This is a genomic window from Micromonospora sp. NPDC049497, from assembly GCF_044465805.1.
Taxonomy (GTDB): Bacteria; Actinomycetota; Actinomycetes; order Mycobacteriales; family Micromonosporaceae; genus Micromonospora.
Genome location: NZ_JBITMC010000003.1, coordinates 111,770 through 134,206 on the forward strand (window position 1 = coordinate 111,770; position 22,437 = coordinate 134,206).

Consider the following 22,437-nt stretch of genomic DNA (forward strand, 5'->3'; position numbering starts at 1 on the left):
CGCAGCGGCGTCATCCGGACCGCGATGTCCTACCTGCGGCAGCAGAAGAGGCGGGCCAGGACCGGGCAGCGGCGCGACGCGATGACTCCGGAACGACTACGGCACACCATGGTCGGCGAGCGGGATGGCCGCGCGTCCGGCTGGCACCACCGGCCCGGCGGCATCGACCCACCCGGCGCAAAGGTCATCAAGGTGATCCGGCGCGACCGGCGCACCGGCGTCTACAACGCGCGGGTAGCGATGCAGAACCGCCGCACCGGCGAGTGGCGTGAGAAGCGCGGCGCTAGCACCTTCTTCCCCGACGACTGGACGCCGGCCCAGGTGGACAATGCAATCACTCGCGCGTACCACTCATCCGACGTGGTCAAGATCCCGGACGAGCGACGTTGGATCGGCCGGTTCAGAGGTATCAGGGTGGAAGGGTTCTACGATCCTGACACCGACAAACTGCGGCATGGCTATCCCGTACTGAAGGACTGATGGGGGCGACGGTGAAGGGCATCGACTTCTACCGGGACAGCGAGGGCTACGCCGCCTTTCGTGCAGAGCCCCGGCTCAAGTGCCTGGGTATGTGGATGACCGGAGACGTCCAGGTCGTGCACGAACTCTGTCTTGATTTGCTGGCCGACCTGCACGACATCGCGATTGGCCGCAAGGAACACGAAAGCTGGGAGGGCAACGCCTGGGCCGCCGAGCTGAGCGCCCAGGGCGTCGAACTCCAGAACCTCTACGTGGACGACCTGAAGGCCCACTACCCGCTCCGGGAGACGCAGAGGGTCGTGGAGCAGTACTGGCGGCTGCTCACCGACGACCCGGACCGGGACCGGGCGTTCGCCGAGTGGGAGAAGGAAAACGGTCGGCCGCATCCGGTCGTCGGGCGCTGAGCGTGACGATCGAGTTCTACTGGACCGAGCGTGGCAGGGCCGAGTACCGGACTGGCGAGGATCGCCTCGACTGCCTCGGCATGTGGCTGGTGGGTGACATCCAGACAGACCACCACTTCTGTCTCGATCTGTTGGCGGACCTGGACGACATCGCCAACGGTCGCAAGGAGGCAGAGAGCTGGGAGGGCAACGCCTGGGCCGCCGAGCTGAGCGCCGAGGGCGTCGACCTCCAGAACCTCTGGCGCGACGTGCTGAAGGCCCACTACACCCTCCGGGAGACGCAGAGGGTCGTGGAGCAGTACTGGCGGCTGCTCACCGACGACCCGGACCGGGACCGGGCGTTCGCCGAGTGGGAGAAGGAGAATGGTCGGCCGCATCCGGTCATCGGGCGGTAGATCCACTCGATGTCATTGAAGTCGGGCTGAAAACGTGAGGCGGACACCCCGACTTCAATGAAGTCGAGTCGATCATGTCCGCGGTCGGTCGTCGGTACGCCGCGAGGATGACGGCGGATCATCCCCCGGCCGGATCGAAGGGTGGTCGTCGCCGGATACGGTCTGACACATGACTGGTGAGCACCCCGCCCTGGCGCTACGGGGCCTGGCGAAGCGCTTCGACAGCAAGGTGGCCGTGGCCGGCGTCGACCTGGACGTGCCGGCCGGTTCCTTCTACGGGCTGCTGGGCCCGAACGGGGCCGGCAAGACCACCACCCTGTCGATGGCGGTGGGCCTGCTCCGGCCGGACGCCGGCTCCGCCACGGTGCTCGGTCACGACGTGTGGGCGGATCCGGTACGGGCGAAGCAGCTGCTCGGCGTGATGCCGGACGGCGTACGCCTCTTCGACCGGCTGAGCGGCGCGGAGCTGCTGGCGTACCACGGTCTGTTGCGCGGCATGGACCCGGCGGTCGTCGACCGGCGGGCGGCGGAGCTGCTCGACGTGCTCGCGCTCGGTGACGCCGGGCGGACCCTGGTGGTCGACTACTCGGCGGGCATGAAGAAGAAGATCGGCCTGGCGTGCGCGCTGCTGCACGGCCCCCGGCTGCTCGTGCTGGACGAGCCGTTCGAGGCGGTCGACCCGGTGTCCGGCGCGCTGATCCGCGACATCCTCCAGCGGTACGTGGCGGGTGGCGGCACGGTGGTCTTCTCCAGCCACGTGATGGAGGTGGTGGAGCGGCTCTGCACGCACGTGGCGATCCTCGCCGCCGGCACCATCAAGCGGGTCGGCACCCTGACCGAGGTACGCGGGGACCGCTCGCTGGAGCAGGTCTTCGTCGAGGTGGTCGGAGGCCGTACGGCGACCGGCGAGGAGCTGGCGTGGCTGTCACGGTGAACGCGCCGGCCGAGACGACCCGCCCGGTCTCGGCCCGGCACTTCGTCCGACTGAAGCTGCGGGTGCTGGGCAACAACTTCCGCGGCCAGGGGTGGCGGATCGCGATGTTCGTGGTCGGCTCGCTGGTCGGGTTGCAGTTCGCCGCCGTCGGGTTCCTCCTCTTCGCCCTGCCGGGGCTGACCGACGGGGAGGTGTCCGCGCAGCTGGTCGCCGCCTTCGGCGGCGGGCTGATCGTGCTGGGCTGGCTGCTGCTACCGCTGGTCTTCTTCGGCGTGGACGAGACGCTCGATCCGGCCCGGTTCGCGCTGCTGCCCCTGTCCCGCCGAACGCTGGTGACCGGCCTGTTCGCGGCGGCTCTGGTGAGCGTGCCGACGGTGGCGGTGCTGCTGGCGCTCGCCGGCCTGGTGGTCACCGCCGGGGCGCTCGGCGGCTGGTCCGCGGCCGGAGTGCAGGCGGTCGGGGTGGTGGCCGGGCTGTTGCTCTGCGTGGCCGCCGCGCGGGCGGTCACCAGCGCGTTGGCGAGCATGCTGCGGTCCCGCCGGGTCCGTGACCTGGCCGCCGTCCTGCTGGCCGTGCTCGCCGCGCTGCTCGGGCCGTTGCAGCTGGCGGGCGTGGCCGCGATGCAGGAGACCGACTGGGACCGGTTGACCCCCGTCGCCGAGGTGATCGGGTGGACGCCCTTCGGCGCACCGTGGACCGCCGGCATCGACCTGGCCCAGGGCCGGGTCTGGGCCGCCCCGGTCAAGCTGCTGATCACCGTGGCGGCGATCGTGGCACTGCTCGCCTGGTGGTCCCGGTCCCTGGAGTCGGCGATGGTCGGCGCGGCCACCTCGGGTCCGGCCCCGGCCGCCCGGACGGCCACCGGCGGCCCCGTCGCCCAGCTCTTCCCCCGCGCGGTGGGCTGGCTGCGGCGGGACCGCTTCGGCGCGCTGGTCGCCCGGGAGACCCGCTACTGGTGGCGGGACGCACGGCGACGGGCCAACCTCATCACGCTCGCGGTGGTCGGGCTCTTCGTCCCCGCGATGGTCAACTTCGGTGGCTCCGGCTTCACCGTCGACGAGCAGGGCTTCACCACCACCGGCGAGTCGTCGCCCGTGCTGGTCAGCCTCTCGATGGTCTTCGTCGGCGTGCTCGCGGCCGTCACCCTGGCCAACCAGTTCGGCTTCGACGGCAGCGCGTACGCGGCGAACGTGGTCGCGGGCGTACCGGGCCAGGTGGAGCTGCGCGCCCGGATGGCCGCGTTCTCCCTCTACGTGCTGCCGCTGGTGGTGGCGATCTCGCTGGCGCTCGCCCTGATCCTCGGCGAGCCGGGCTGGATCGGGCTGACCGCCGGCAGCCTGCTCGCCACGTACGGCGCGGGGCTGGCGGTGAACACCTTCCTGTCGGTGCTCGGCGCGTACTCCCTGCCGGAGACGAGCAACCCGTTCGCCATGAACTCCGGCGCCGGGGTGGCCCGCAGCTTCCTCACCCTGCTGTCGATGCTCGCCTCGGCCGTCGCGGCGGTGCCGATGGTGGTGGCCGCCGCGCTGCTCGGCGACCTGTGGCTGTGGCTGGCCCTGCCGGTCGGCGCGGCGTACGGGCTGGGTGCGGCGCTGCTCGGCGCGTACCTCGCCGGAGACGTCCTCGACCGTCGCCAACCGGAACTGCTCGCCACCGTCACCCCCCGCCGCTGATGCCGGTCGTCGAGGCGGCGGTCACCGTTCCGGTCCCCCCGGACGTGGCCTTCGCCGTGTCCCAGACGACGGCGCCGGTCCGCTACCGGTGGGATCCGTTCGTCCGCGAGCAGCACTTCACCGGTGGGGCGACCCGTCCCGGCAAGGGTGTCCGCACCTTCACCCGATCCCGACACGGGCTGATCATGATCAGCGAGTACGTCTCGTACGCGCCTCCCACCAACGTCGGCATGAAGATGGTGCGCGGGCCGTGGTTCTTCGAGATGTTCGCCGGCGGGTGGCGGTTCGCGCCCGCCGCGGAACCGGGCCACACCGTGGCCACCTGGCGGTACAGCTTCCGCTGCCGGCCGGCGTACCTGCGTCCGCTCGCCGACCGGGTCGGGACGTGGCTGCTGCGCCGGGACATCCGCCGACGCATCGCCGGCTACGCCGCCGGCTGCGTCGACCCCGAGGTCCTCGCCGCCGCCCGCCGCACTCTCGACTGATCAGGCCGGCGTACGGGGACCTGGCATGCCCTCGCGCCGGCGCAGGAACGCGTGCAGGCCGCCGCCGAGCTGGCTGACGGTGAGCAGGTCCCAGCCGTGCTCGGCGAGCAGGTCGGCGGCGGCAAGTAGCTGAGCCAGGTTCTCACCGTGAAAGCCGGCGTGGGCGACCATCGCCAGGTGCCGGTGCGGGTACGCCGCCAGGTCGCACTCCTCGGCGAGGACGGCGGCGGCGGTGACGACGCGGACGTTCGCGACGTGCTCGGGACTCACGCGGGACATAGGCGCACCGTAGACGGTGGGACGGGGCGCCGTCAGCCCTCGATCAGTCTCCGCACGGAGGACGCGCCGCGACCGCTGCGCAGACCTGTGCGCGCTCCGGGGGACGGAGACGGAGTTCCGAGAGGCTGATGTCTGGGTGACATGATTATGTCTCCCAGACATCAGGCTCGTCGCACTTACCTTCCCGGACAGGTGCGGGGCGAGGCGATGAAGGCGCGCCACGTGTCCACCTGCCACCGCCGGGCTACAGGAGCGCTTCCTCGACTGGGCCGGGTCGAGGGACGGCACAATGTTTCACGTGAATCCAGAGCCGGGTGCCGAGATCCACCACACCGACCCGTTCGCCGTACCCGCCGACCAGCGTTCCCCCGTACGCCGGCTTCGTGGCCGACTGGCGTCGCCGGTGACCCTCTGGACGGCGCCCGGACCGGCGGGCCTGACGGTGTCCTCGACGCTGGTCGCGGAGGGTGAGCCGGACCGCCTCCTCGGCCTGATCGACGCGGAGTCGGACCTGTGGGCGGCGGTCGACGAGGCGGGCCGGTTCGCGGTGGCGCCGCTCAGCCCGGCACACCGCCAGTTGGCCGACCGGTTCGCCGGTCTCTTCCCGTCCCCCGGCGGGCTCTTCGCGGCCGGCGCGTGGACCGAGACACCCTACGGCCCGGTGCCGACCGACGCCGGCGGGTGGGCGGGGTGCCGGCTCGACACGGCCCGGGAGTACGGGTGGGCGCTGCTGGTCGAGGCCACCGTCGAGGCCGTCGAGCTGGTCGAGGAGACGGATCCCCTGCTGCACTACCGGGGCCGGTACCGCGAGCTGACCTGAGCCGCCGCCGACCGTACCGTTCACCGGAGTGACCCAGGTCACTCGGCGCAGCCATGCTGCCGTTCGGCGCAGCCGTCGACCGACGCCGATCTCGGCCTTCCCTGGCGGGGAGCGCGCTTTCTACCGTGCGCGAAACTCCCCGATGCCTGTGAAGGTGGTGATCCACAGATGTCCACGGACACACCCCCGGCCACACCCGCCGCGTCAGCGGCGGAGCGGTACGTCGCCGTCCAGCGGTCCGACGAGTTCGCCGGGTTGCGGCGCGCGCTACGCGGCTTCATCTTCCCGATGACCGTTGCGTTCTTCCTGTGGTACGCGCTCTACGTGATCCTGTCCGCGTACGCGCGGGACTTCATGGGCACGAAGCTGGTCGGCAACATCAACGTCGCCCTGGTCTTCGGTCTGCTCCAGTTCGTCTCCACGTTCCTGATCGCCTGGCTCTACTCCCGGTACGCCGACCGGAAGATCGACCCGGTCGCCGACCGGATCCGCGCGGAGATGGGGGAGGTGACCCATGAGCATGGTCCTCGCGGCTGAGGCGGGCGACACCACCGCCCGGAACCTCACCATCACGCTGTTCCTGGTCTTCGTGGCGGTGACCCTGGCCATCACCATCTGGGCCAGCCGGCAGACCAAGACCGCCACCGACTTCTACGCCGGCGGCCGGTCCTTCTCCGGCTTCCAGAACGGCATGGCGATCGGCGGCGACTACATGTCGGCGGCCTCGTTCCTCGGCATCGCCGGCATCATCGCGCTGTACGGCTACGACGGCTTCCTCTACTCGATCGGCTTCCTGGTCGCCTGGCTGGTGGCACTGCTGCTGGTCGCGGAGCTGCTGCGGAACTCCGGCCGCTACACGATGGCCGACGTGCTGGCGTTCCGGATGCGGCAGCGCCCGGTGCGTACGGCGGCGGCGGTCTCCACGATCACCGTGTCGATCTTCTACCTGCTGGCCCAGATGGTCGGCGCGGGCGCGCTGGTCGCGCTGCTGCTGGGCATCAAGCCGGGTACGACCTTCCTCGGCATGGACGCGGACGCCGCGAAGATCGCCACCATCATCATGGTCGGCGCCCTGATGATCATCTACGTCACCGTGGGCGGGATGAAGGGCACCACCTACGTGCAGATCGTCAAGGCGTTCCTGCTCATGGGCGGCGCGACGATCATGACGGTGCTGGTGCTGGCGAAGTACAACTTCAACCTGTCGTCGCTGCTCGGCGACGCCGCCGCCTCGTCCGGCAAGGGGTCGGCGTTCCTCGAACCGGGACTGCGGTACGGCGTCGAGGTGGCCGGCAACGCGACCCAGACCTTCTACAACAAGGTGGACCTGCTGTCACTCGGCATCGCGCTGGTGCTCGGGACCGCCGGCCTGCCGCACATCCTGATCCGCTTCTACACGGTCCCGACGGCGAAGGCCGCCCGCAAGAGCGTGTTGTGGGCGATCGGCATCATCGGCACGTTCTACCTGCTCACCCTGGCGCTCGGCTTCGGCGCGGCGGCACTGGTCGGCAGCGAGGCGATCACCGCCCAGGACAAGGCCGGCAACACCGCCGCACCACAGTTGGCCGAACGGCTCGGCATCGACTTCCTCGGCGGCGACCTGGGCGGGGCCACCCTGCTCGCCATCATCGCCGCGGTCGCGTTCGCCACCATCCTGGCGGTGGTGGCCGGCCTGACGCTGGCGTCGTCGTCCAGCCTGGCCCACGACTTCTACGCCAACGTGCTGCGGAACGGCCAGGCATCGGAGCGGCAGGAGGTGGCGGTCGCCCGGATCTCCGCGCTGGTCATCGGCGCGGTCGCCATCGCGCTGTCGATCTTCGCGCAGAACCTGAACGTCGCCTTCCTGGTGGCGCTGGCCTTCGCGGTCGCCGCGTCGGGCAACCTGCCGGCGATCCTCTACAGCCTGTTCTGGAAGCGGTTCAACACCTCCGGCGCGGTGTGGGCCATCTACGGCGGCCTGCTCGCCGCGGTGCTCCTGGTGTTCTTCTCCCCGGTGGTCTCCGGGGCACCCAACTCGATGTTCCCCGACCAGGACTGGCAGTGGTTCCCGCTGTCCAACCCGGGCATCCTGTCCATCCCGTTCGGCTTCCTCTGCGGCTGGATCGGGACGGTCATCTCCAAGGAGCGTGACGACGACAAGTACGCCGAGCTGGAGGTCCGGTCCCTGACCGGAGCCGGCGCGCACTGACCCGCACCGCTTGTTAAGAGGGGTCCCCTGTACAACGCCAGGCGTTAACAGGGGGCCCCTCCTTACACCGGTAGGCTGGCGCCCATGAAGGTTGCTGAACGATTCGGACCCGGCCACCGCATCCTCGTCACCGGCGGCGCCGGCTTCGTCCCGTCGCACCTCGTGGACGTACTGATCGCCCGCGGCTGCACCGTGGTCGTGCTGGACAACTTCGTCACGGGGTCGAAGGAGAACGTCGCCCACCTGCTGGACAAGCCGACCTTCACCCTGGTCGAGGCGGACATCTCCGACGGGCTGCCGACCCACCACCCGGCGATAGCCGAGCGGTTCGACGCCATCCTGCACATGGCGTCACCGGCCAGCCCGACCGACTTCGAGAAGCTGCCGGTGGAGATCCTGCGCGTCGGCTCGGTGGGCACCCTGCACCTGCTGGAGCGCGCCACCGCCGACGGTGCCCGGTTCCTGATGGCCTCCACCTCGGAGGCGTACGGGGACCCGAAGGAGCACCCGCAGCGCGAGACGTACTGGGGCAACGTCAACCCGATCGGCATCCGTGCCGTCTACGACGAGGCGAAGCGCTTCTCCGAGGCCGCCACCATGGCGTACCACCGCAGCCGGGGGCTGGACGCGGCCATCGTCCGGATCTTCAACACGTACGGTCCGCGGATGCGCCCGGACGACGGCCGGGCCATCCCGACCTTCATCTCGCAGGCCCTGCGCAACGAGCCGATCACCGTGCACGGCACCGGCAACCAGACCCGCTCGATCTGCTACGTCGCGGACCTGGTCCGGGGGATCCTGCTGCTGCTGGACTCGACCGAGACCGGGCCGATCAACTGCGGCACCGAGAACGAGATGACCATGCGGCAACTGGCCGAGACGATCGTGTCACTGTCCGGAAGCAGCTCCGAGGTGACCTACGTCACCCGCAGCGCCGACGACCCGGAGATGCGCCGGCCCGACCTCACGCTCGCCCGTGAGCTGCTCGGATACGAGCCGGAGGTTTCGCCCTCCGACGGCCTGCGGCGCACGATCGAGTACTTCCGCGAGCGGCTAGGGTAGCCGCCGCCCGGATCCGGTCCACCCACTCCGGCTCCGCTTCGGGGCGACACTGGCCCGACCTACGTACCCTGAGTTACATGTCAGCGACCACGCCAGCCGGTGTCCCGCTCCCGTACCTGCACCGCAGCGCCGGGCGCGCGTCGGTGCCCGGCTCCGGCCGGGACGCCGGGCGCGCCGGGCCGGCGGACGCCCGCTGGTACCCGTCGTACGACACGCCGCAGGGCGGCGGCCCGGGTGGCCCCGGCGAACCGTCCGGCCCCGAGGGCCCGGGCGGTCCGGGCGGTCCCGGTCGCCGTGGCCCGCGTCCACGCTGGGGCCGGATCGGCCTGGTGGCCGGCGTGGCGGTGCTGGTGCTGGCGCTGCTCGGTGGGACCGGCGCCTGGTTCTACGCCCGCGGCCTCAACAACGACCTGGCCCGCACCGACCCGTTCTCGGAGATCACCGGCGGACGCCCGGCCAAGGCCGTCGACGGTGCACTCAACATCCTGATGGTCGGCACCGACTCCCGGGATCCGGACGCACCGGTCGACCAGAAGAGCCAGTGGCGCGCCGACACGATCATCGTGATGCACATCCCGAGCAACCACCAGGAGGCCTACCTGGTGTCCATCCCCCGCGACCTCTACGTGCCGATCCCGGAGGGCGCGAACGCCGAGTGCGGCTCGGGCCAGCGCGGCAAGGTCAACGCCGCCTTCGCCTTCGGTGGCCTGCCGCTGGCCGTACGGACCGTCGAGTGCTTCACCGACGTCCGGATGGACCACGTGATGGCGATCGACTTCGCCGGGTTCAAGCAGGTCACCGACGCTCTCGGCGGCGTGGACCTCAAGGTGGAGCGGACGGTCACCTCGATCCACAAGCCGTACCGGACCTTCACCAAGGGCGTGAACCACATGGACGGCGCCGAGGCACTGGACTGGATCCGGCAGCGCAAGCAGTTCCCCAACGGTGACTTCGACCGGATGCGGCACCAGCAGGAGTTCCTCCGCGCGTTGATGGACAAGGCGGCGAGCACCGGCACGCTGACCAACCCGAAGAAGCTGAACGCGTTCCTCAAGTCGGTGACCGCGGCGGTGACCGTCGACGAGGGCTTCTCGCTCGTCGACATGGCGCTCCAGTTCCGCAATCTGCGCGGTGAGAACCTGACCTTCGTGACCAGCCCGCACAACGGCAGCCAGACGATCAACGGCGAGTCGGTCGTGGTCTCCGACCGCGAAAAGGCGCTGGGGATGTACAAGGCGATGGCCGCCGACACCATGACCGACTGGGTGAAGGCCAACCAGAAGACGGACAGCGCCGGCGGCTGACGCCACACCGGCACGCACCGACGTCGATACCGATCGGCGGTTGGCCTTCTCGACCGAGGACGCCAGCCGCCGATCGGTCGTATTGACATGGACGATCGGCCAGATCGCCGGGACAACGGCTGGACAACGGGAATTGGCCGCGCGATGACCTCGCCAGGACGGAAAAGCGTCCGTACAGTGGTGCCGCCCCCCGACCACGCGAACTGGAGCAAGCATGCCGGTTCAGACCAGCGGTCGCCCGCCGGCGCTGGAGCCATCCCGCCCGTCCGCCCGAACCTCCGTCGGTATCCCCCACCAGCCCGTTCCGGGCGGGAGACCGACCGGCACCGCGTACGGCCGGCCCCCCGGCGGCACGCCGGACGCTCCGTCGAAGTGCAAGCGCAAGCGTCGCAGGGATCCGCTCTGGGCTCGCATCACGCTGATCGTCGGCGCCGTACTGATGGTGACCAGCGGCGTCGCGATCGTCGGCAGCAAGGCGGTGATCGGTCAGGCCACCAGCAACATCGCCCAGGGCAATCTCCTCGGCGACGCGGGGAAGTCCGACGCCGAGGGCGGCGCGAGCCTCAAGGGCCCGATCGACATGCTGCTGCTCGGTGTGGACGCCCGCCAGTCGTGGGCCGCCGACGACGTGCGGGCGGACAGCATCATCGTGCTGCACATCCCGGCCACCCACGACCAGGCCTACCTGATCTCGATCCCCCGGGACACCGAGGCCGAGATCCCCGCGTTCGCCAAGAGTGGCTGGAACGGGGGCGTCGACAAGATCAATGCCGCCTTCCAGCACGGCGCCAAGAACGGCGGGGGCTGGGAGGGTGGGGCCCAGTTGATGGCGCAGACCATCAAGAAGCTCACCGGGGTCAGTTTCGACGGCGCGGCGATCATCAACTTCGGCGGTTTCAAGAAGATCATCGACTCCCTGGGCTCGGTGCGCATCTGCGTCAGCCAGGAGGTCACGTCGTACCACATGTCGTACGTCGACGGTAAGCCGATGTGGAACGCGGACGCCAAGAAGACCGGCAAGGAACGAACCCCGGTGGTGCACAAGAAGGGCTGCCGGGAGATGGAGGGCTGGGCGGCGCTGGACTACTCCCGGCAGCGCTACGGCCTGACGGGCGGCGACTACGCGCGCCAGCAGAACCAGCAGCAGCTGATCAAGGCGATGGCCAAGAAGGCCAGCCAGAACGGCACCCTGACCAATCCGATCAAGCTGAACGGGCTGATCAAGGCGGCCGGCGAAGCGTTCATGCTGGACACCGGCGGTGTGCCGGTGGCCGACTTCGTCTTTACGATGCGCGGCGTCAGCGGCAGCGACCTGACGATGCTGCGCACCAACGGCGGCACCTTCAACGGCAACTCGAACAACCGGGAAGCCCTCAGCGAGCAGACCCTCGAGATGTTCCGGGCCGTCCGGCAGGACAAGTTGGCCGACTTCGTGGTCGCCAACCCCGAGGTGCTCTCCACCCGCAAGTAGGGCGGGGAATTCCCGGAACCCCGCTGACGGAGTGCGACCGCCCCGTAGCCTGGCGTGAAGATTGTTCACGTCAGGCTAGGGAGGCACCACGTCCAGGTCGGGGCGGGACGGCCGGGAGCGGACCGGAGGCGTCGCGCGCGCCCGCCCCCGCTGGTCCCGGTTCCTGCTCGGCCTCGGGCTGACCCTCGTGCTGCTGGCCGGTCTCGCAGTGGTCGGCCTCCGCGTGCTCCAGGACCGGTACGACCGTGTGGTCGTCGAGGAGCAACTGCTCGACCCGAGCGCCCGCCGCGACCGGACCGACCCGGACGGGCCGCTGAACTACCTCCTCGTCGGGACCGACCGTTGGCAGAGCGGCAGCGCCGAGGACCGCCGCGCCGACAGCATCCTCATCGTGCACGTCCCGGCCGGCGGACGGGAGGCGTTCCTGGTCTCCGTCCCCCGCGACCTGCTGGTCCCCATCCCCGCCCGGAGGGGCTACGGCGGCGGGCAGGACAAGATCAATGCCGCGTACGAGCACGGCGGCGGCGGGATGGGCGGCACCCAACTGCTCTCGGCCACCCTGTCCCGGCTGACCGGGATCCGCTTCGACGGCGCCGCCCTGGTCGACTTCTCCGGCTTCCGCAAGGTCATCGACCTCCTCGGCGGTGTCCGCATGTGCGTCGACACCGAGGTCCGGTCGGTCCACACCGACCGGGTCTTCAGCCCCGGCTGCCGGCAGATGGACGGCGGTGAGGCCCTCGACTACGTACGCCAGCGCTACGGCCTGCCGAACGGCGACTACGACCGGCAGACGCACCAGCAGCAACTGCTGCGGGCGATGCTGGACCGCGCCGGCCGGACCTCGCTGACCACCAACCCGGTCAAGCTCGACCAGCTCATCCGCGCGGTGGGCGACTCGCTGACCGTGGACACCAACGGCATACCCCTGGAGGACCTCCTTCTCGCGCTGCGCGACCTGCCCTCGCACGCCCTGCGCGGGGTGCGGGTGCCGTCCTACCCGCAGACCATCGGTCCGGTCTCCTACGTGGTGCTGGAGAACGGCGGCGGCGGTCTGTTCGCCGCGGTCCGGGGCACCCGGATGCCGGAGTGGGCGCGCGCGAACCCGCGCTGGATCAACCAGCTCTGAGGAACCGTGGCCACGATCCGCCGCCGACCGGACCGGCCCGGCCGGAGGGTCTAGGCTTGGTGACCGTGTTCGGACCCCAGGTACCCACCGTGACCCTGCCCGAGATCGCCGACGACACCTACCTGCTCGACGTCCGGGAGGACGACGAGTGGGCCGCCGGCCACGCCCCGCAGGCCCACCACCTGCCGATGATGGAGCTGCCGGCCCGGATGGCCGAGGTGCCCGCCGACCGCGACGTGGCCGTCATCTGCCGCTCCGGCGGTCGCTCCGCGCAGGTCGTCACCTACCTCATGCGCAACGGCTGGGACCAGGTGCGCAACGTGGCGGGCGGGATGGGTGAGTGGGCCGCCGCCGGTCGACCGGTGGTCGGCCAGGACGGGCAGCCGGGCCGGGTCCTGTAAGGCGGCCCACGGCATGTGTGGACCCCTGGTCTTCGCACACCGCGGCTCGTCGTACGACCTCCCGGAGCACACCCTCGCCGCGTACCTGCGCGCCCTCGACGAGGGGGCGGACGGGTTGGAGTGCGACGTCCGGCTGACCCGGGACGGGCACCTCGTGTGCGTGCACGACCGCCGGCTGGACCGCACCAGCAACGGTCGCGGGCTGGTCAGCGTGCGTACGCTCGCCGAGCTGGAGAGTCTCGACTTCGGCTCGTGGCACCCCGGCGCCGTGCCCGCCGACGGCGACGAGGTCCTCGACGACTCGCGGACCCGGCTGCTCACCCTGGAACGGCTGCTGGACGCCGTCCGCGCCGCCGGCCGGCCGGTACGGTTGCTGATCGAGACCAAGCACCCCTCGCGCTACGGTGCGCACGTCGAGCGCCGGCTGGTCGAACTGCTGCACCGCTACGGCCTCCACCGGCCCGCGCCGGACGATCTGGTCCAGGTCACGGTGATGTCCTTCTCCCCGCTGGCCGTACGCCGGATCCGCTCCTTCGCCCCCGCGCTGCCGACGGTGCTGTTGCTGGAGGTCCTTCCCCGCTGGCTGCGGCCCGGCCGGCTGCCGCTCGGCACCCGCGTCGTCGGCCCCGGCATCGCGCTGGTCCGGGCCCGTCCGGGGCTCGTGCCCGCGCTGCGGGCGGCCGGCAACCAGGTGTACGTCTGGACCGTCAACGACCCGGCGGACCTGGACCTGGTCCTGGCCGCCGGGGTGGACGGGGTCATCACGGACCGACCGGCGATGGCACTGGCCCGTCTCGGTCGGTGACCGCCCCCCGCGGGGGTGTCCGGGAGCCGGGCGAGGGGGCAGACTCTCCCCATGCCGGAGCGTATCGACTTCCCCGCCCTCGTCGCCGGCCACACCGTGGTGATCGAGATGATCAACTCCGGGGACACCGGACTCCCCGTCCTCAACCAACTCCTCCGCGTCGCCCAGTCCGCGCTCGGGGCGGCCGGCATGGCCTTCGTCGAGTTCGCGCCGACCGGAGGCCGGGTGATCGCCGCGACCGGCGCCGTCGAGTGGACCGTCGGCCGGCCGCTGCCGGTCGACGACCCGGCCACCGTCTGCCTGCTCTCCGGCGACCGGGTCCAGCAGGTCCGCACCGACCACCTCCGCGGCAAGCTCGCCGCGGAACTCGCCGGCCGGGACCTCGTCACGATGGTGGTCTCCCGGGCCGAGATCGGTGGGCTGACCGTGGGCAGCCTGCACGCGCTCTACCCGGCCGGCGGCACCGAGCCGGACGCCGGGCAGCACGGGGTGGTCGGTTACCTCGCCTCCTGCATCGCCCACATGTACGGGGACCAGAGCGGCCTGCCGGTGCACGGCGACGGGCCGGTCGTGGCGGCGCTCGCGGACGGGCTGGCCGTCGTCGACCGGGACAACCGGGTCCGACTGTGGAACCCGGCCGGCGCCGAGGTCACCGGCATCGCCGCCACCCAGGCGCTCAACCAGCCACTGCCCTTCCCGCTGCCCCCGTCCGGGCAGGTCCTCGACCACCGGCTGCCGGACGGCCGCTGGCTGCGGATCACCTCGGGCGAGCTGCCCGGGCCCGGCATCCTGCGGGTGGTCACCTTCCGCGACATCACCGACCAGCAGCGCCGTGACCACGACCGGGACCTCTTCGTCGCGGTGACCAGCCACGAGCTGCGGACGCCCGTCACCGTCATCAAGGGGTACGCGGACACCCTGACCGACCACTGGGAGTCCCTGACCGAGGCGGACCGACGGCAGGCCGCCCGCGTCATCGGGCAGCGGGCGAACGAGCTGGCCCGGCTGGTGGACCGGCTGCTCTCCTCGGCCACCGGCGCGGGGCCGGGCGAGGAGCCGCCCGCGCCGTTCGACCTCGGTGACGCCCTGGCGGCCGCGATCGCCGACCTGCCCTCCGACCTGCGCCACCGGATGGTGGTCGACCTGCCGGCCGACCTGCCCAAGGCGCTCGGTCACCGGCCGAGCCTGGCCACCGTGCTGACCGAGCTGAGCACCAACGCCGGAAAGTACTCCCCACCCGACACCCCGATCACCGTCACCGCGTCCTGCGACGGGCAGACCGTCTCCTTCCGGGTCAGCGACCAGGGCATCGGCATCCGTCCGGAGCACGTGGAACGCGCCTTCGACCGGTTCTGGCAGGGCGAGTCCGGGGACCGCCGTCGCTACCCGGGCGCCGGACTGGGTCTCTACCTCGTCCGCCGGATCGTTGAACTACAGAATGGATGGGTATCCCTCCGACCGAGGGCCGCTGGCGGTACGGTCGCAGAGGTGCGGCTGCCCCGCGGGTGACCGGTGGTGGCCACGGGGGCGTGGAGGGGCGAGGTGTCGACGCGAGCGTCCGAACGAGCATGGTGCGTGGTGGTGCCTCACCACGGCACGGGAGCGCGGCTGGCCCGGCACCGGCTCGCCGCCGAACTGGCCCCGATCGTCCCGGCGAGCCGACTGGCCGACCTGGTCGCCGTCCTGGCCGAGCTGGTCGGCAACGCGGTCCGGCACGCCGACCCGCTGCCCGGCGGGGTGATCCGGGTGTCGTGGCGACTGGGGGCGTCCCCGGACGGCCAGCGGATCCTGCTCCGGGTGACCGACGGCGGCGCCGGTGCGGGCCCCAAGATCCGGGCCGCCGACCCGGAGGCCGCCGACGGCCGCGGCCTGCACATCGTCTCCGGGCTGGCCAGCCGCTGGGGGGTCGAGCGGGACGGCCTCGGCCAGAGCGTCTGGGCCGAGTTCGACCCGGTCGCCGGCCCCCGTCCGGATCTGGTGGTCGCCGGCTGAAGGCGGGTCCTCCCCACCCGGCCCGCTCCCGGCCTCTAGGCTGTCTCGCCGTGAGCAAGCGTCGAAAGAGCCAGCGAGCAGCGGACACCACCCCGAAGCGGGAGAAGGTGCGCGACATCTTCGTCCCCCGACCGTTCGAGGGGTTGGCCGACGAACCGGAGTGGATCGCCCTGCGCGAGCTTGTGCCGGCCGCCTCGGCCCCGCTGAAGCTGGCCCCCGCGCTGGTGGAGGAGTTCGGCGACCGCGAGGTGGTCCTGGCCACCGTGCTCCCGATGGCCGCGCCGGCCATGACGAAGCCGGACGGTCGGGTCTTCATCGGCCTCCAGCGCCACCAGCAGTCCGGTGACGTCTCCCGCGACCTGGCCGAGGCGCTGCTGTGCGCGCTGCGTACCGAGCCGGGCGGCCAGGTCGCCGTACCGCCGATGCCCGGCCCCGGCCCTCGGCTCCAGGACATCCTGGTGGACGGGCCGCTGGAGATCACGATGCACGACGGCTTCGAGTTCTGGCTCGACCCGGGCGCGGCCGACGATCCGACCGTGCAGGCGTCCCTGGAGCGGGCGAACGCGGCGATCTACCCGACGGTCCGGCTGGCCGCCGCGCGGGCCGCGTACTGGTGCCAGGTCCCGGAGAAGGCGCACGTGCGCTGGGTGCTCCCGGACGACGAGGACGCCGCCCTGGACGCGCTGGCCCGGCTCAGCGTCGCCGGCACCCTCACCCTCGGCGAAGGGACGAAGTTCGCCGGCATGTTCCGCGCCCACGGACGGCTGGTCCCCGTCTGGGACCTGCCCGAGGACGTCCCGGCCGCCGACTGGGAGCAGCCGGTCGCCGACTTCGCCAAGCGGTACGCCGAGGCTCTCGCCGACGCAACCGGCCTGGACGCCGCTGGTCGCCGCGCCCGGCACGGCCTCCTCGGCCGCCAACTGACCCTCCGCTGACCGCGCGGCGCCCCTTCCTCACCCCCGGAGGGGGTCGCGGACGAGGGGGCAGGACATGCAGCGCGGGCCGCCCCGGCCCGAGCCCAGCTCCGAGCTGGCGATGGGGATGACCTCGATGCCGGCGCGTTCGAGCTGCGCGTTGGTCTCGGTGTTGCGTTCGTAGCCGACGCAGAGCCGGGGCGCGAGGGCGAGGGTGTTGTTGCCGTCGTCCCACTGCTCGCGTTCCGCCGTGACCGGGTCGAGGCCCGTGTCGATCACCCGGAGCTGGTCCAGGTCCATCGCGTCGGCGGCGGCCCGCAGGAACGGCGCCGGGCCGTCCACCCGCGGATTCTCGCCGTCCGCGCCGGCGACGACGGTGTACGCCATGAGCGTGCTGGCGATGTTCGGGTACATCAGCACGGCGTCGACGTCGACCATGGTGCAGACGGTGTCCAGGTGCATGGTCGCCCGCTCCTGCGCGATCGGTACGACCAGGATGGTGTGCGCCAGGCCGGCGGCGAAGACCTGTCGGGCGAGGCGCTCCGCGCCGGCCGGGGTGGTCCGCTCGCCCACGCCCACGGCGAGCACCCCGGGGGCGAGCAGCAGCACGTCGCCGCCCTCCAGGTGTTCCAGTTCCGGGTGGTAGACGAACTCGGTGCCGGCGAAGCGGGGATGGTGCCGGTAGATGGCGTCGGTCAGCGTGGTCTCCCGCCGCCGCGCCGGCATGGCGAGGCTGGTCACGCCGACCCGGTCACCGATCCACACCGAGGAGTCCCGGGTGAAGAGCAGGTTCGGCAGCGGGTCGATGACGAAGTCGTGCCGGTCCATCAGGGTGTAGACCAGGCCGCCCGGGCGGTCCCGGCTGATCCGCAGTTCCTCGTGGGCGAGCCCGGCGATCAGCACGTCGGCCAACGCGACCGGGTCCAGGTAGGTCAGGTGGTCGGCGACGCGGGCCCGCAGGGAGTCGCCGAGGCGGGGTGAGCGGAGCACCTCCTCGGTGAGTTCGGCGCGCGCGTCCGCGACGGCGAGCGTCTCGGCCAGGAGGGTGGCGAGGTAGAGGACCTCGACGCCGCGCTCGCGCAGGGCGGTGGCGAAGGCGTCGTGTTCCTCCTGCGCGCGGCCCACCCACGGGATGGCGTCGAAGAGGAGCGAGTCGTTGTTGCGCGGGGTCAGCCGGGCGAGTTCCGGGCCGGGGCGGTGCAGCATCACCGTGCCCAGCCGGGCGACCTCGCTGTCCACGTAGTGGGTCACGCCTCGCAGCGTAGGCAGGGTTTGGCGGTATCCGGTAAAACAACTGTGGATGAATATGGCATTCATCCGCACTCACTCCGGCGCTCCAACTTGCCGACCCGGGGGAGTAGCAACGTAGGGTAGTGAGAAGATAACTTCGAGGGACCTTTTGCCGGAGGTCGCGATGACTGTCTTTCCCGCTCGTCGAACCGTACCGTCCGCCCGGGCACTGCCGCCCGTGGCGGTGCCACACCCCCGCGCGGAGAGCGCCGGGGTCCTCGCGCCGGTCCGTCCGTCCCCGTTGGAGTGGGCGCGCCGGCGGCGGGCCGAACGGGGCGCACGGCGGTTGGAGGCGGCCGGCGCGCGGGCGCTCGGCCAGCTCGACCACCTCGGTCCGGCCTGGCACGTGATCGAGTGGCCGCGCACCGACGTGAGCGACCTCCTGCTGGAGACCGGCCAGGACGACCGGGCCGGCTTCCTCGCCATCGGCCCGAGTGGGCTCTTCGCGGTCACCATCGCCGACCACGGCCGGACCCGGGTGCTGGTGGCCGGTGACGTGGTCCAGATCAACGGCAAGCGCCCCCCGTACGTGGCCGAGGCCCGGCGGGACGCCAAGCGGGCCAGCAAGGCCCTCTCCCAGGCCGTGGGGCTGCCGATCCCGGTGACGCCGGTGCTGACGTTCGTCGGCTCCGGCGTCATCAGCGTGTACGGCCTGCCCAAGGACTGCCTCATGGCCACCCACCGCGAGCTGGACCGCCTGCTCGTGGCCGGAGGCAGCCGGATCAGCCCGGCCACCGCCGAGAAGCTCTCCCGGGTCGCGCAGCACCCGTCCACGTGGATGAACGGCACGTACCGTCCCGCTGCCGACTACCGGTGGTACGAGGAGGGCCGAACGGCCACTGACAAGCCGGCCGGCCGGCGGTAACGTCAGCCGCGACGCCACGCGGCCCGGATGCGGTCGGCACCCGTCGGTCGCGCCGTCGCCGGCCGCTCGGCCCGGGCACCCGGCACCACCGGCGGTCCGGCGAGTCCAGCGCGGCCTGCGGCCCGCAGTCGCGACCGGCTAGCGTGGACATACCGTCGGTGTACATAGGAGGCGCGGTGGCCCACGTCGAACTCTCGCTCTCGGAAGCGTTCGTGCCGGCGGCAGGGACATCGACGGAGCAGGAGTCCGACAACTTCGGGCAGTGGTCGACGACCGTCGCCCGCGCCGAGGAGCCGTGCCTCCTCATCGACGCCGAGACCAAGGTGGTGGCGGTCTCCGCCTCCGGCTGCGAGCTGCTCTGCCTGGGCGCCCCGGAGGACCTCGTCGGGTTTCCGCTGCTGGACGGGGGCCTGCGGCTGCTCGACTTCACCGCCAACCCCCGTGAGCTGACCGAGGCTGAGATCGACAAGATCCCCCCGATGCTGGCTCTCACCTCCGGTCGCCTCGCGCGCGGGCTGCTCCGCATCCAGGCAGCCTCGGAGGACGACCACGACGCGACCGTCGACGCGATCTCCACGCCGGTGCTCAGCGACGGGAGGGTCGCCGGATCCCTCACGTTCTTCTCCGAGGTCTGACCTGCGACCCGGTGTGGCGTTCGACGCACGCGGCGAAGCTGGGGCGGGCCCTCACCGAGGCCGTAAGGTGCCCTCATGCTCGATATCGCTCTGCTGCCGGGGGAGTACGCCGTGTGCCGCCTGGCGGCCGCCTCCTCCCTGCCGCCCACCCTCCCGGGCGGCCTGAGCGACGGCGACGTCGTGACGGTCAGTTGGACCGCCGACGGGATCTCGGTGATCTGTCCGGCCGAACGGGCACCCGAACAGGCCGTGGTGGAGACCTCCTGGCGGTGCCTGCGGGTGTCGGGCCCGCTGGACCTCGCCGTGTCCGGCACCCTGGCGTCGCTGGTGGATCCGATGGCCGCGGCCCGCGTCAGCGTGGTTGCCTTCTCCACGTACGACACCGACTACCTGCTGGTTCCCGCCGTACGGCTGAGCGAGGCCGTCATCGCGCTGGAGCGCGCCGGGCACCGCGTGCTCACCTGACCTTCACCCCGCCGTCCGATCCTCCTACGATGGGCTCGGCCACCCCCGGCCGCAGCGACGTTCCCCGATATCTCCCCGAGGACCGGCCCGTGCCGCCCACCCTGTTCCGCCGGTCCACACCGTGCCGGCGTCCGCACCCACCTGCCCGACCGGTCCGGCTCGCCGTCGTCGCGGCGCTGGCCGTGACGACGGCCGGCGGCTGTGGCGCCCCTCCCGAGCTGCGGCAGCCGACCGCCTCACCGACCCCTCGGGCGTCCGGCAGTGCCGCGGCGAGCCCCACCGGCGTACCCTCCACGCCGCCCGCCCCGACGGTGCCCGGCGGCCTGCCCGCGACCGGGCTGACCAGCCCGACCCCGTCCGCCGGGCTCACCGCCGTGGCCTGTGCCGACGGCCCGTCCGGGCAGCGGGTCACCGAGCTGGTGCGCGGCCGGGCCGGTCTGCTCCCCCGCGACGCGACCGTCCGGGTCCGGACCGGTCCCCTCTGCGCCGGGGACTGGCACTACACCGTGCTCGACGTGACCGGGTACGAACAGCTGCACGTGGTGACCGAGGGCCCGTCCCGGTCACCGCGTCTGGTGACCGCCGGCACCGACGTCTGCACCGTCGAGGTCCGCGCCGCCGGGCCGCCCGCCATCCGGACCCTGGCCTGCGACGGCGACCCGGCCGCCGGCCCGGGTGCGTAGGCTGACGGCATGCCCGGAACGCCGCCGACCCGCTTCGTCTACCTCGGGCCCGAGGGCACCTTCGCGGAGCAGGCGCTGCACCGTGTGCCCGCCGCCGAGCGGGGCACCCGTACGCCCGCCCGCAGCGTCGGCGAGGCGCTGGAGAGCGTACGGGCCGGTGAGGCCGACGCGGCCCTGGTGCCGATGGAGAACTCGATCGGCGGCGCGGTCGGGGTGACCCTGGACGAGCTGGCCGAGGGGGAGCCCCTGGTGATCACCCGTGAGGTGATCCTGCCGGTGGAGTTCGTGCTCGCGGCCCGGCCCGGCACGACGCCCGAGGGGATCCGCTCGGTCGCCGCGCACCCGCAGGCGTCCACCCAGTGCCGGAACTGGCTGCGCGCGCACCTGCCGGACGCGGTGGTGGTCGACGTGCTCTCCAACGGCGCGGCAGCGGCCGGTGCCGCCGCCGGGGAGTACGACGCCGCGATCTGCGCCCCCATCGGGGCGAGCCGGCACCGGCTGGAGCTGCTCGCCGACAAGATCGCCGACCATCCGGACGCGGTGACCCGGTTCGCGCTGGTGTCCCGCCCCGGCCCGCCCCCGCCGCCGACCGGCGACGACGTGACCTCGCTCGCCGTCTACATCGCCCACGACCGGGTGGGTGCGCTGCTGTCGGTGCTGATGGAGTTGGCCGTCCGGGGCGTCAACCTCACGCGCATCGAGTCGCGACCGACCGGCGAGGCGCTCGGCCGGTACGTCTTCTTCCTCGACTGCAGCGGCCACGTCGCCGACGTACGCCTGGGCGAGGCGTTGCAGGGCCTGCGACGTGTCTGCGCCGACGTGCGATTCCTCGGGTCGTACCCCCGGCACCGTTGGATTCCGGCGACGGGTGACCGGCCGGTCCCCGCCCCGGCGGGCCTGTCCGACGCCGACTACGCCGACGCCTCCGCCTGGCTGGCCCGCCTCCGCGCCGGCGACCTCACCTGAGGAGCAGGTGTCCCGCCGTGCGGCGGGACACCTGCCGGGGCGTCAGCTGAGAAGGCCGCCCAGGAGGCCGCCCTGCTGCTCCTGCTGGCCGCTGCCCATGATCGGGGGCTCCTCGGAGGGCTGGACGACCACGAAGCCCTGACCGGCGAAGCTCATCGTGAACTGCTCACCGGTACGCCGGCCGAGCAGCGTGCCGAGGCCGAGCTGCTCGGCGCGGTGGTAGCCGGTCTGGAGGTTGGCCGACCAGCAGACCACCGCCTGCGGATCGACGTAGGTGGGTGCGTCGACGTTGAGGACCACCGGGGTGCCCTTGGTGGTGATGGCGATCCGGCCGTGGCCGCTGAAGACGCAGTTGAACAGCCCGGACGACGACGCCATGCCGGCACCGCCGACCATGCGGATGTCGTACTGGAGGGTGGAGTCGAAGGCGAGCACGCTGGAGCCGTTGATGGAGAGGGCGTCGCCCGGCTCCAGGTCGATGACGTGCACGTCCTTGGCGAAGTCGGCGAGGAAGACGTCGCCGCGCCCGGACACCTTCATCAGGGGTACGCCCTCGCCGGTGAGCTTCTGCTTGAGGAACTTGCCCAGCCCGCCGGAACCGAGCGCCTGGAACTGCACCTGCCCCTGGTAGGCCACCATCGAGCCGACCCGGGCCATCGCCTCGCCGTTGAGTTCGATCTTCAGCATCTTGGAGTTCTGCAGCCGCATGCCGGGCTGCGCGGACTCCTTCTCCAGGTTGTCGGCGGAGAAGAGTTCGCTGCGCATGGAAGTGCCTCCTGAAGTCGCCGGTGCCTCTCCGG

25 protein-coding genes and 1 pseudogene are annotated in these 22,437 nt (G+C 71.8%); 23 read left to right on the forward strand and 3 right to left on the reverse strand.

What is annotated here, in order from left to right:
* Window positions 1-24: 24 nt before the first annotated feature.
* The 6 genes from ACIBR0_RS06080 (at window position 25) to ACIBR0_RS06105 (ending at window position 4,371) form a co-directional block, all read left to right on the forward strand.
* On the forward strand, window positions 25-480 hold the full coding sequence (locus tag ACIBR0_RS06080; protein ID WP_396712937.1) for an EndoU domain-containing protein: 456 nt from the start codon (window positions 25-27) through the stop codon (window positions 478-480).
* Complete coding sequence (locus ACIBR0_RS06085; protein WP_396712938.1) at window positions 480-884, forward strand: hypothetical protein; 405 nt, start codon at window positions 480-482, stop codon at window positions 882-884. The genes ACIBR0_RS06080 and ACIBR0_RS06085 overlap by 1 nt, the downstream gene beginning before the upstream one ends.
* A 2-nt stretch (window positions 885-886) precedes the next feature.
* The gene (locus ACIBR0_RS06090) at window positions 887-1,279 is read left to right on the forward strand and encodes a hypothetical protein (RefSeq protein ID WP_396712939.1); all 393 of its coding nucleotides are present in this window, start codon (window positions 887-889) and stop codon (window positions 1,277-1,279) included.
* A 169-nt stretch (window positions 1,280-1,448) separates the two neighbouring features.
* Window positions 1,449-2,213 carry an ABC transporter ATP-binding protein gene (locus ACIBR0_RS06095; RefSeq protein WP_357029270.1) on the forward strand — a complete coding sequence of 255 codons (765 nt, stop codon included), beginning with the start codon at window positions 1,449-1,451 and terminating at the stop codon, window positions 2,211-2,213.
* Window positions 2,198-3,886: an ABC transporter permease gene (locus ACIBR0_RS06100; RefSeq protein WP_396712940.1), complete on the forward strand. Its 1,689-nt coding sequence runs from the start codon at window positions 2,198-2,200 to the stop codon at window positions 3,884-3,886. Before ACIBR0_RS06095 ends, ACIBR0_RS06100 begins: the two co-directional genes overlap by 16 nt.
* Window positions 3,886-4,371 (forward strand): SRPBCC family protein, encoded by a 486-nt coding sequence (locus tag ACIBR0_RS06105; RefSeq protein ID WP_396712941.1) that lies wholly within the window; start codon window positions 3,886-3,888, stop codon window positions 4,369-4,371. The genes ACIBR0_RS06100 and ACIBR0_RS06105 overlap by 1 nt, the downstream gene beginning before the upstream one ends.
* Here the strand turns inward: ACIBR0_RS06105 and ACIBR0_RS06110 are convergent, their stop codons facing one another.
* Complete coding sequence (locus ACIBR0_RS06110) at window positions 4,372-4,650, reverse strand: transcriptional regulator (RefSeq protein ID WP_396712942.1); 279 nt, start codon at window positions 4,648-4,650, stop codon at window positions 4,372-4,374. It abuts the gene before it with no gap.
* Between the two features lie 241 nt (window positions 4,651-4,891).
* Between ACIBR0_RS06110 and ACIBR0_RS06115 the strand changes: the two are divergent.
* The 12 genes and pseudogenes from ACIBR0_RS06115 to ACIBR0_RS06170 form a co-directional block, all read left to right on the forward strand.
* Window positions 4,892-5,470, forward strand: a pseudogene (locus ACIBR0_RS06115) (flavin reductase family protein); the annotation flags it as partial.
* Window positions 5,471-5,638: 168 nt separating this feature from the next.
* Window positions 5,639-6,007 carry a DUF485 domain-containing protein gene (locus ACIBR0_RS06120; RefSeq protein WP_396712943.1) on the forward strand — a complete coding sequence of 123 codons (369 nt, stop codon included), beginning with the start codon at window positions 5,639-5,641 and terminating at the stop codon, window positions 6,005-6,007.
* Entirely contained in the window at window positions 5,985-7,658 is a 1,674-nt protein-coding gene (locus tag ACIBR0_RS06125) for a cation acetate symporter (protein ID WP_396712944.1), read from the forward strand. The genes ACIBR0_RS06120 and ACIBR0_RS06125 overlap by 23 nt, the downstream gene beginning before the upstream one ends.
* 84 nt (window positions 7,659-7,742) lie before the next feature.
* Window positions 7,743-8,720 (forward strand): NAD-dependent epimerase/dehydratase family protein, encoded by a 978-nt coding sequence (locus ACIBR0_RS06130; RefSeq protein WP_396712945.1) that lies wholly within the window; start codon window positions 7,743-7,745, stop codon window positions 8,718-8,720.
* Between the two features lie 77 nt (window positions 8,721-8,797).
* Window positions 8,798-10,024 (forward strand): LCP family protein, encoded by a 1,227-nt coding sequence (locus tag ACIBR0_RS06135; RefSeq protein ID WP_396712946.1) that lies wholly within the window; start codon window positions 8,798-8,800, stop codon window positions 10,022-10,024.
* A 214-nt stretch (window positions 10,025-10,238) separates the two neighbouring features.
* Window positions 10,239-11,495: an LCP family protein gene (locus tag ACIBR0_RS06140; RefSeq protein WP_396712947.1), complete on the forward strand. Its 1,257-nt coding sequence runs from the start codon at window positions 10,239-10,241 to the stop codon at window positions 11,493-11,495.
* Window positions 11,496-11,682: 187 nt separating this feature from the next.
* The gene (locus ACIBR0_RS06145) at window positions 11,683-12,621 is read left to right on the forward strand and encodes an LCP family protein (protein ID WP_396712948.1); all 939 of its coding nucleotides are present in this window, start codon (window positions 11,683-11,685) and stop codon (window positions 12,619-12,621) included.
* A 65-nt stretch (window positions 12,622-12,686) separates the two neighbouring features.
* A complete protein-coding gene (locus ACIBR0_RS06150) occupies window positions 12,687-13,022 on the forward strand; it encodes a rhodanese-like domain-containing protein (RefSeq protein WP_396712949.1) in 336 nt (111 codons plus the stop codon).
* Between the two features lie 13 nt (window positions 13,023-13,035).
* A complete protein-coding gene (locus ACIBR0_RS06155) occupies window positions 13,036-13,827 on the forward strand; it encodes a glycerophosphodiester phosphodiesterase (RefSeq protein WP_396712950.1) in 792 nt (263 codons plus the stop codon).
* 51 nt (window positions 13,828-13,878) lie between these two features.
* Entirely contained in the window at window positions 13,879-15,336 is a 1,458-nt protein-coding gene (locus ACIBR0_RS06160) for an ATP-binding protein (RefSeq protein ID WP_396712951.1), read from the forward strand.
* A 66-nt stretch (window positions 15,337-15,402) separates the two neighbouring features.
* On the forward strand, window positions 15,403-15,819 hold the full coding sequence (locus ACIBR0_RS06165) for an ATP-binding protein (protein WP_396712952.1): 417 nt from the start codon (window positions 15,403-15,405) through the stop codon (window positions 15,817-15,819).
* A 50-nt stretch (window positions 15,820-15,869) separates the two neighbouring features.
* Complete coding sequence (locus tag ACIBR0_RS06170) at window positions 15,870-16,754, forward strand: DUF5926 family protein (protein WP_396712953.1); 885 nt, start codon at window positions 15,870-15,872, stop codon at window positions 16,752-16,754.
* A gap of 18 nt (window positions 16,755-16,772) precedes the next feature.
* Here ACIBR0_RS06170 and ACIBR0_RS06175 read toward each other — a convergent pair whose 3' ends face one another.
* Window positions 16,773-17,939 carry an arginine deiminase gene (locus ACIBR0_RS06175; protein ID WP_396713254.1) on the reverse strand — a complete coding sequence of 389 codons (1,167 nt, stop codon included), beginning with the start codon at window positions 17,937-17,939 and terminating at the stop codon, window positions 16,773-16,775.
* A 208-nt stretch (window positions 17,940-18,147) separates the two neighbouring features.
* On the opposite strand from ACIBR0_RS06175, the gene ACIBR0_RS06180 reads away from it, so the two are divergent.
* The 5 genes from ACIBR0_RS06180 (at window position 18,148) to pheA (ending at window position 21,637) form a co-directional block, all read left to right on the forward strand.
* Window positions 18,148-18,888 carry a hypothetical protein gene (locus ACIBR0_RS06180; RefSeq protein ID WP_396712954.1) on the forward strand — a complete coding sequence of 247 codons (741 nt, stop codon included), beginning with the start codon at window positions 18,148-18,150 and terminating at the stop codon, window positions 18,886-18,888.
* 176 nt (window positions 18,889-19,064) lie between these two features.
* Entirely contained in the window at window positions 19,065-19,523 is a 459-nt protein-coding gene (locus ACIBR0_RS06185; protein ID WP_396712955.1) for a hypothetical protein, read from the forward strand.
* 75 nt (window positions 19,524-19,598) lie between these two features.
* Window positions 19,599-19,988, forward strand: a complete 390-nt coding sequence (locus ACIBR0_RS06190) for an ACT domain-containing protein (protein WP_396712956.1) — start codon at window positions 19,599-19,601, stop codon at window positions 19,986-19,988.
* 89 nt (window positions 19,989-20,077) lie between these two features.
* Complete coding sequence (locus ACIBR0_RS06195; RefSeq protein ID WP_396712957.1) at window positions 20,078-20,671, forward strand: hypothetical protein; 594 nt, start codon at window positions 20,078-20,080, stop codon at window positions 20,669-20,671.
* Between the two features lie 9 nt (window positions 20,672-20,680).
* Complete coding sequence (gene pheA / locus ACIBR0_RS06200) at window positions 20,681-21,637, forward strand: prephenate dehydratase (RefSeq protein WP_396712958.1); 957 nt, start codon at window positions 20,681-20,683, stop codon at window positions 21,635-21,637.
* Between the two features lie 42 nt (window positions 21,638-21,679).
* Here pheA and ACIBR0_RS06205 read toward each other — a convergent pair whose 3' ends face one another.
* A complete protein-coding gene (locus tag ACIBR0_RS06205; protein WP_396712959.1) occupies window positions 21,680-22,402 on the reverse strand; it encodes an AIM24 family protein in 723 nt (240 codons plus the stop codon).
* Between the last annotated feature and the right edge of the window lie 35 nt (window positions 22,403-22,437).

Coding starts and splice junctions, on each gene's coding strand:
- ACIBR0_RS06080 (WP_396712937.1), top strand. CDS start 25: ATGTCCTACCTGCGGCAGCAGAAGAGGCGGGCCAGGACCGGGCAGCGG.
- ACIBR0_RS06085 (WP_396712938.1), top strand. CDS start 480: ATGGGGGCGACGGTGAAGGGCATCGACTTCTACCGGGACAGCGAGGGC.
- ACIBR0_RS06095 (WP_357029270.1), top strand. CDS start 1,449: ATGACTGGTGAGCACCCCGCCCTGGCGCTACGGGGCCTGGCGAAGCGC.
- ACIBR0_RS06105 (WP_396712941.1), top strand. CDS start 3,886: ATGCCGGTCGTCGAGGCGGCGGTCACCGTTCCGGTCCCCCCGGACGTG.
- ACIBR0_RS06110 (WP_396712942.1), bottom strand. CDS start 4,650: ATGTCCCGCGTGAGTCCCGAGCACGTCGCGAACGTCCGCGTCGTCACC.
- ACIBR0_RS06120 (WP_396712943.1), top strand. CDS start 5,639: ATGTCCACGGACACACCCCCGGCCACACCCGCCGCGTCAGCGGCGGAG.
- ACIBR0_RS06125 (WP_396712944.1), top strand. CDS start 5,985: ATGAGCATGGTCCTCGCGGCTGAGGCGGGCGACACCACCGCCCGGAAC.
- ACIBR0_RS06130 (WP_396712945.1), top strand. CDS start 7,743: ATGAAGGTTGCTGAACGATTCGGACCCGGCCACCGCATCCTCGTCACC.
- ACIBR0_RS06135 (WP_396712946.1), top strand. CDS start 8,798: ATGTCAGCGACCACGCCAGCCGGTGTCCCGCTCCCGTACCTGCACCGC.
- ACIBR0_RS06140 (WP_396712947.1), top strand. CDS start 10,239: ATGCCGGTTCAGACCAGCGGTCGCCCGCCGGCGCTGGAGCCATCCCGC.
- ACIBR0_RS06155 (WP_396712950.1), top strand. CDS start 13,036: ATGTGTGGACCCCTGGTCTTCGCACACCGCGGCTCGTCGTACGACCTC.
- ACIBR0_RS06160 (WP_396712951.1), top strand. CDS start 13,879: ATGCCGGAGCGTATCGACTTCCCCGCCCTCGTCGCCGGCCACACCGTG.
- ACIBR0_RS06175 (WP_396713254.1), bottom strand. CDS start 17,939: ATGCTGCACCGCCCCGGCCCGGAACTCGCCCGGCTGACCCCGCGCAAC.
- ACIBR0_RS06180 (WP_396712954.1), top strand. CDS start 18,148: ATGACTGTCTTTCCCGCTCGTCGAACCGTACCGTCCGCCCGGGCACTG.
- ACIBR0_RS06190 (WP_396712956.1), top strand. CDS start 19,599: ATGCTCGATATCGCTCTGCTGCCGGGGGAGTACGCCGTGTGCCGCCTG.
- pheA (WP_396712958.1), top strand. CDS start 20,681: ATGCCCGGAACGCCGCCGACCCGCTTCGTCTACCTCGGGCCCGAGGGC.
- ACIBR0_RS06205 (WP_396712959.1), bottom strand. CDS start 22,402: ATGCGCAGCGAACTCTTCTCCGCCGACAACCTGGAGAAGGAGTCCGCG.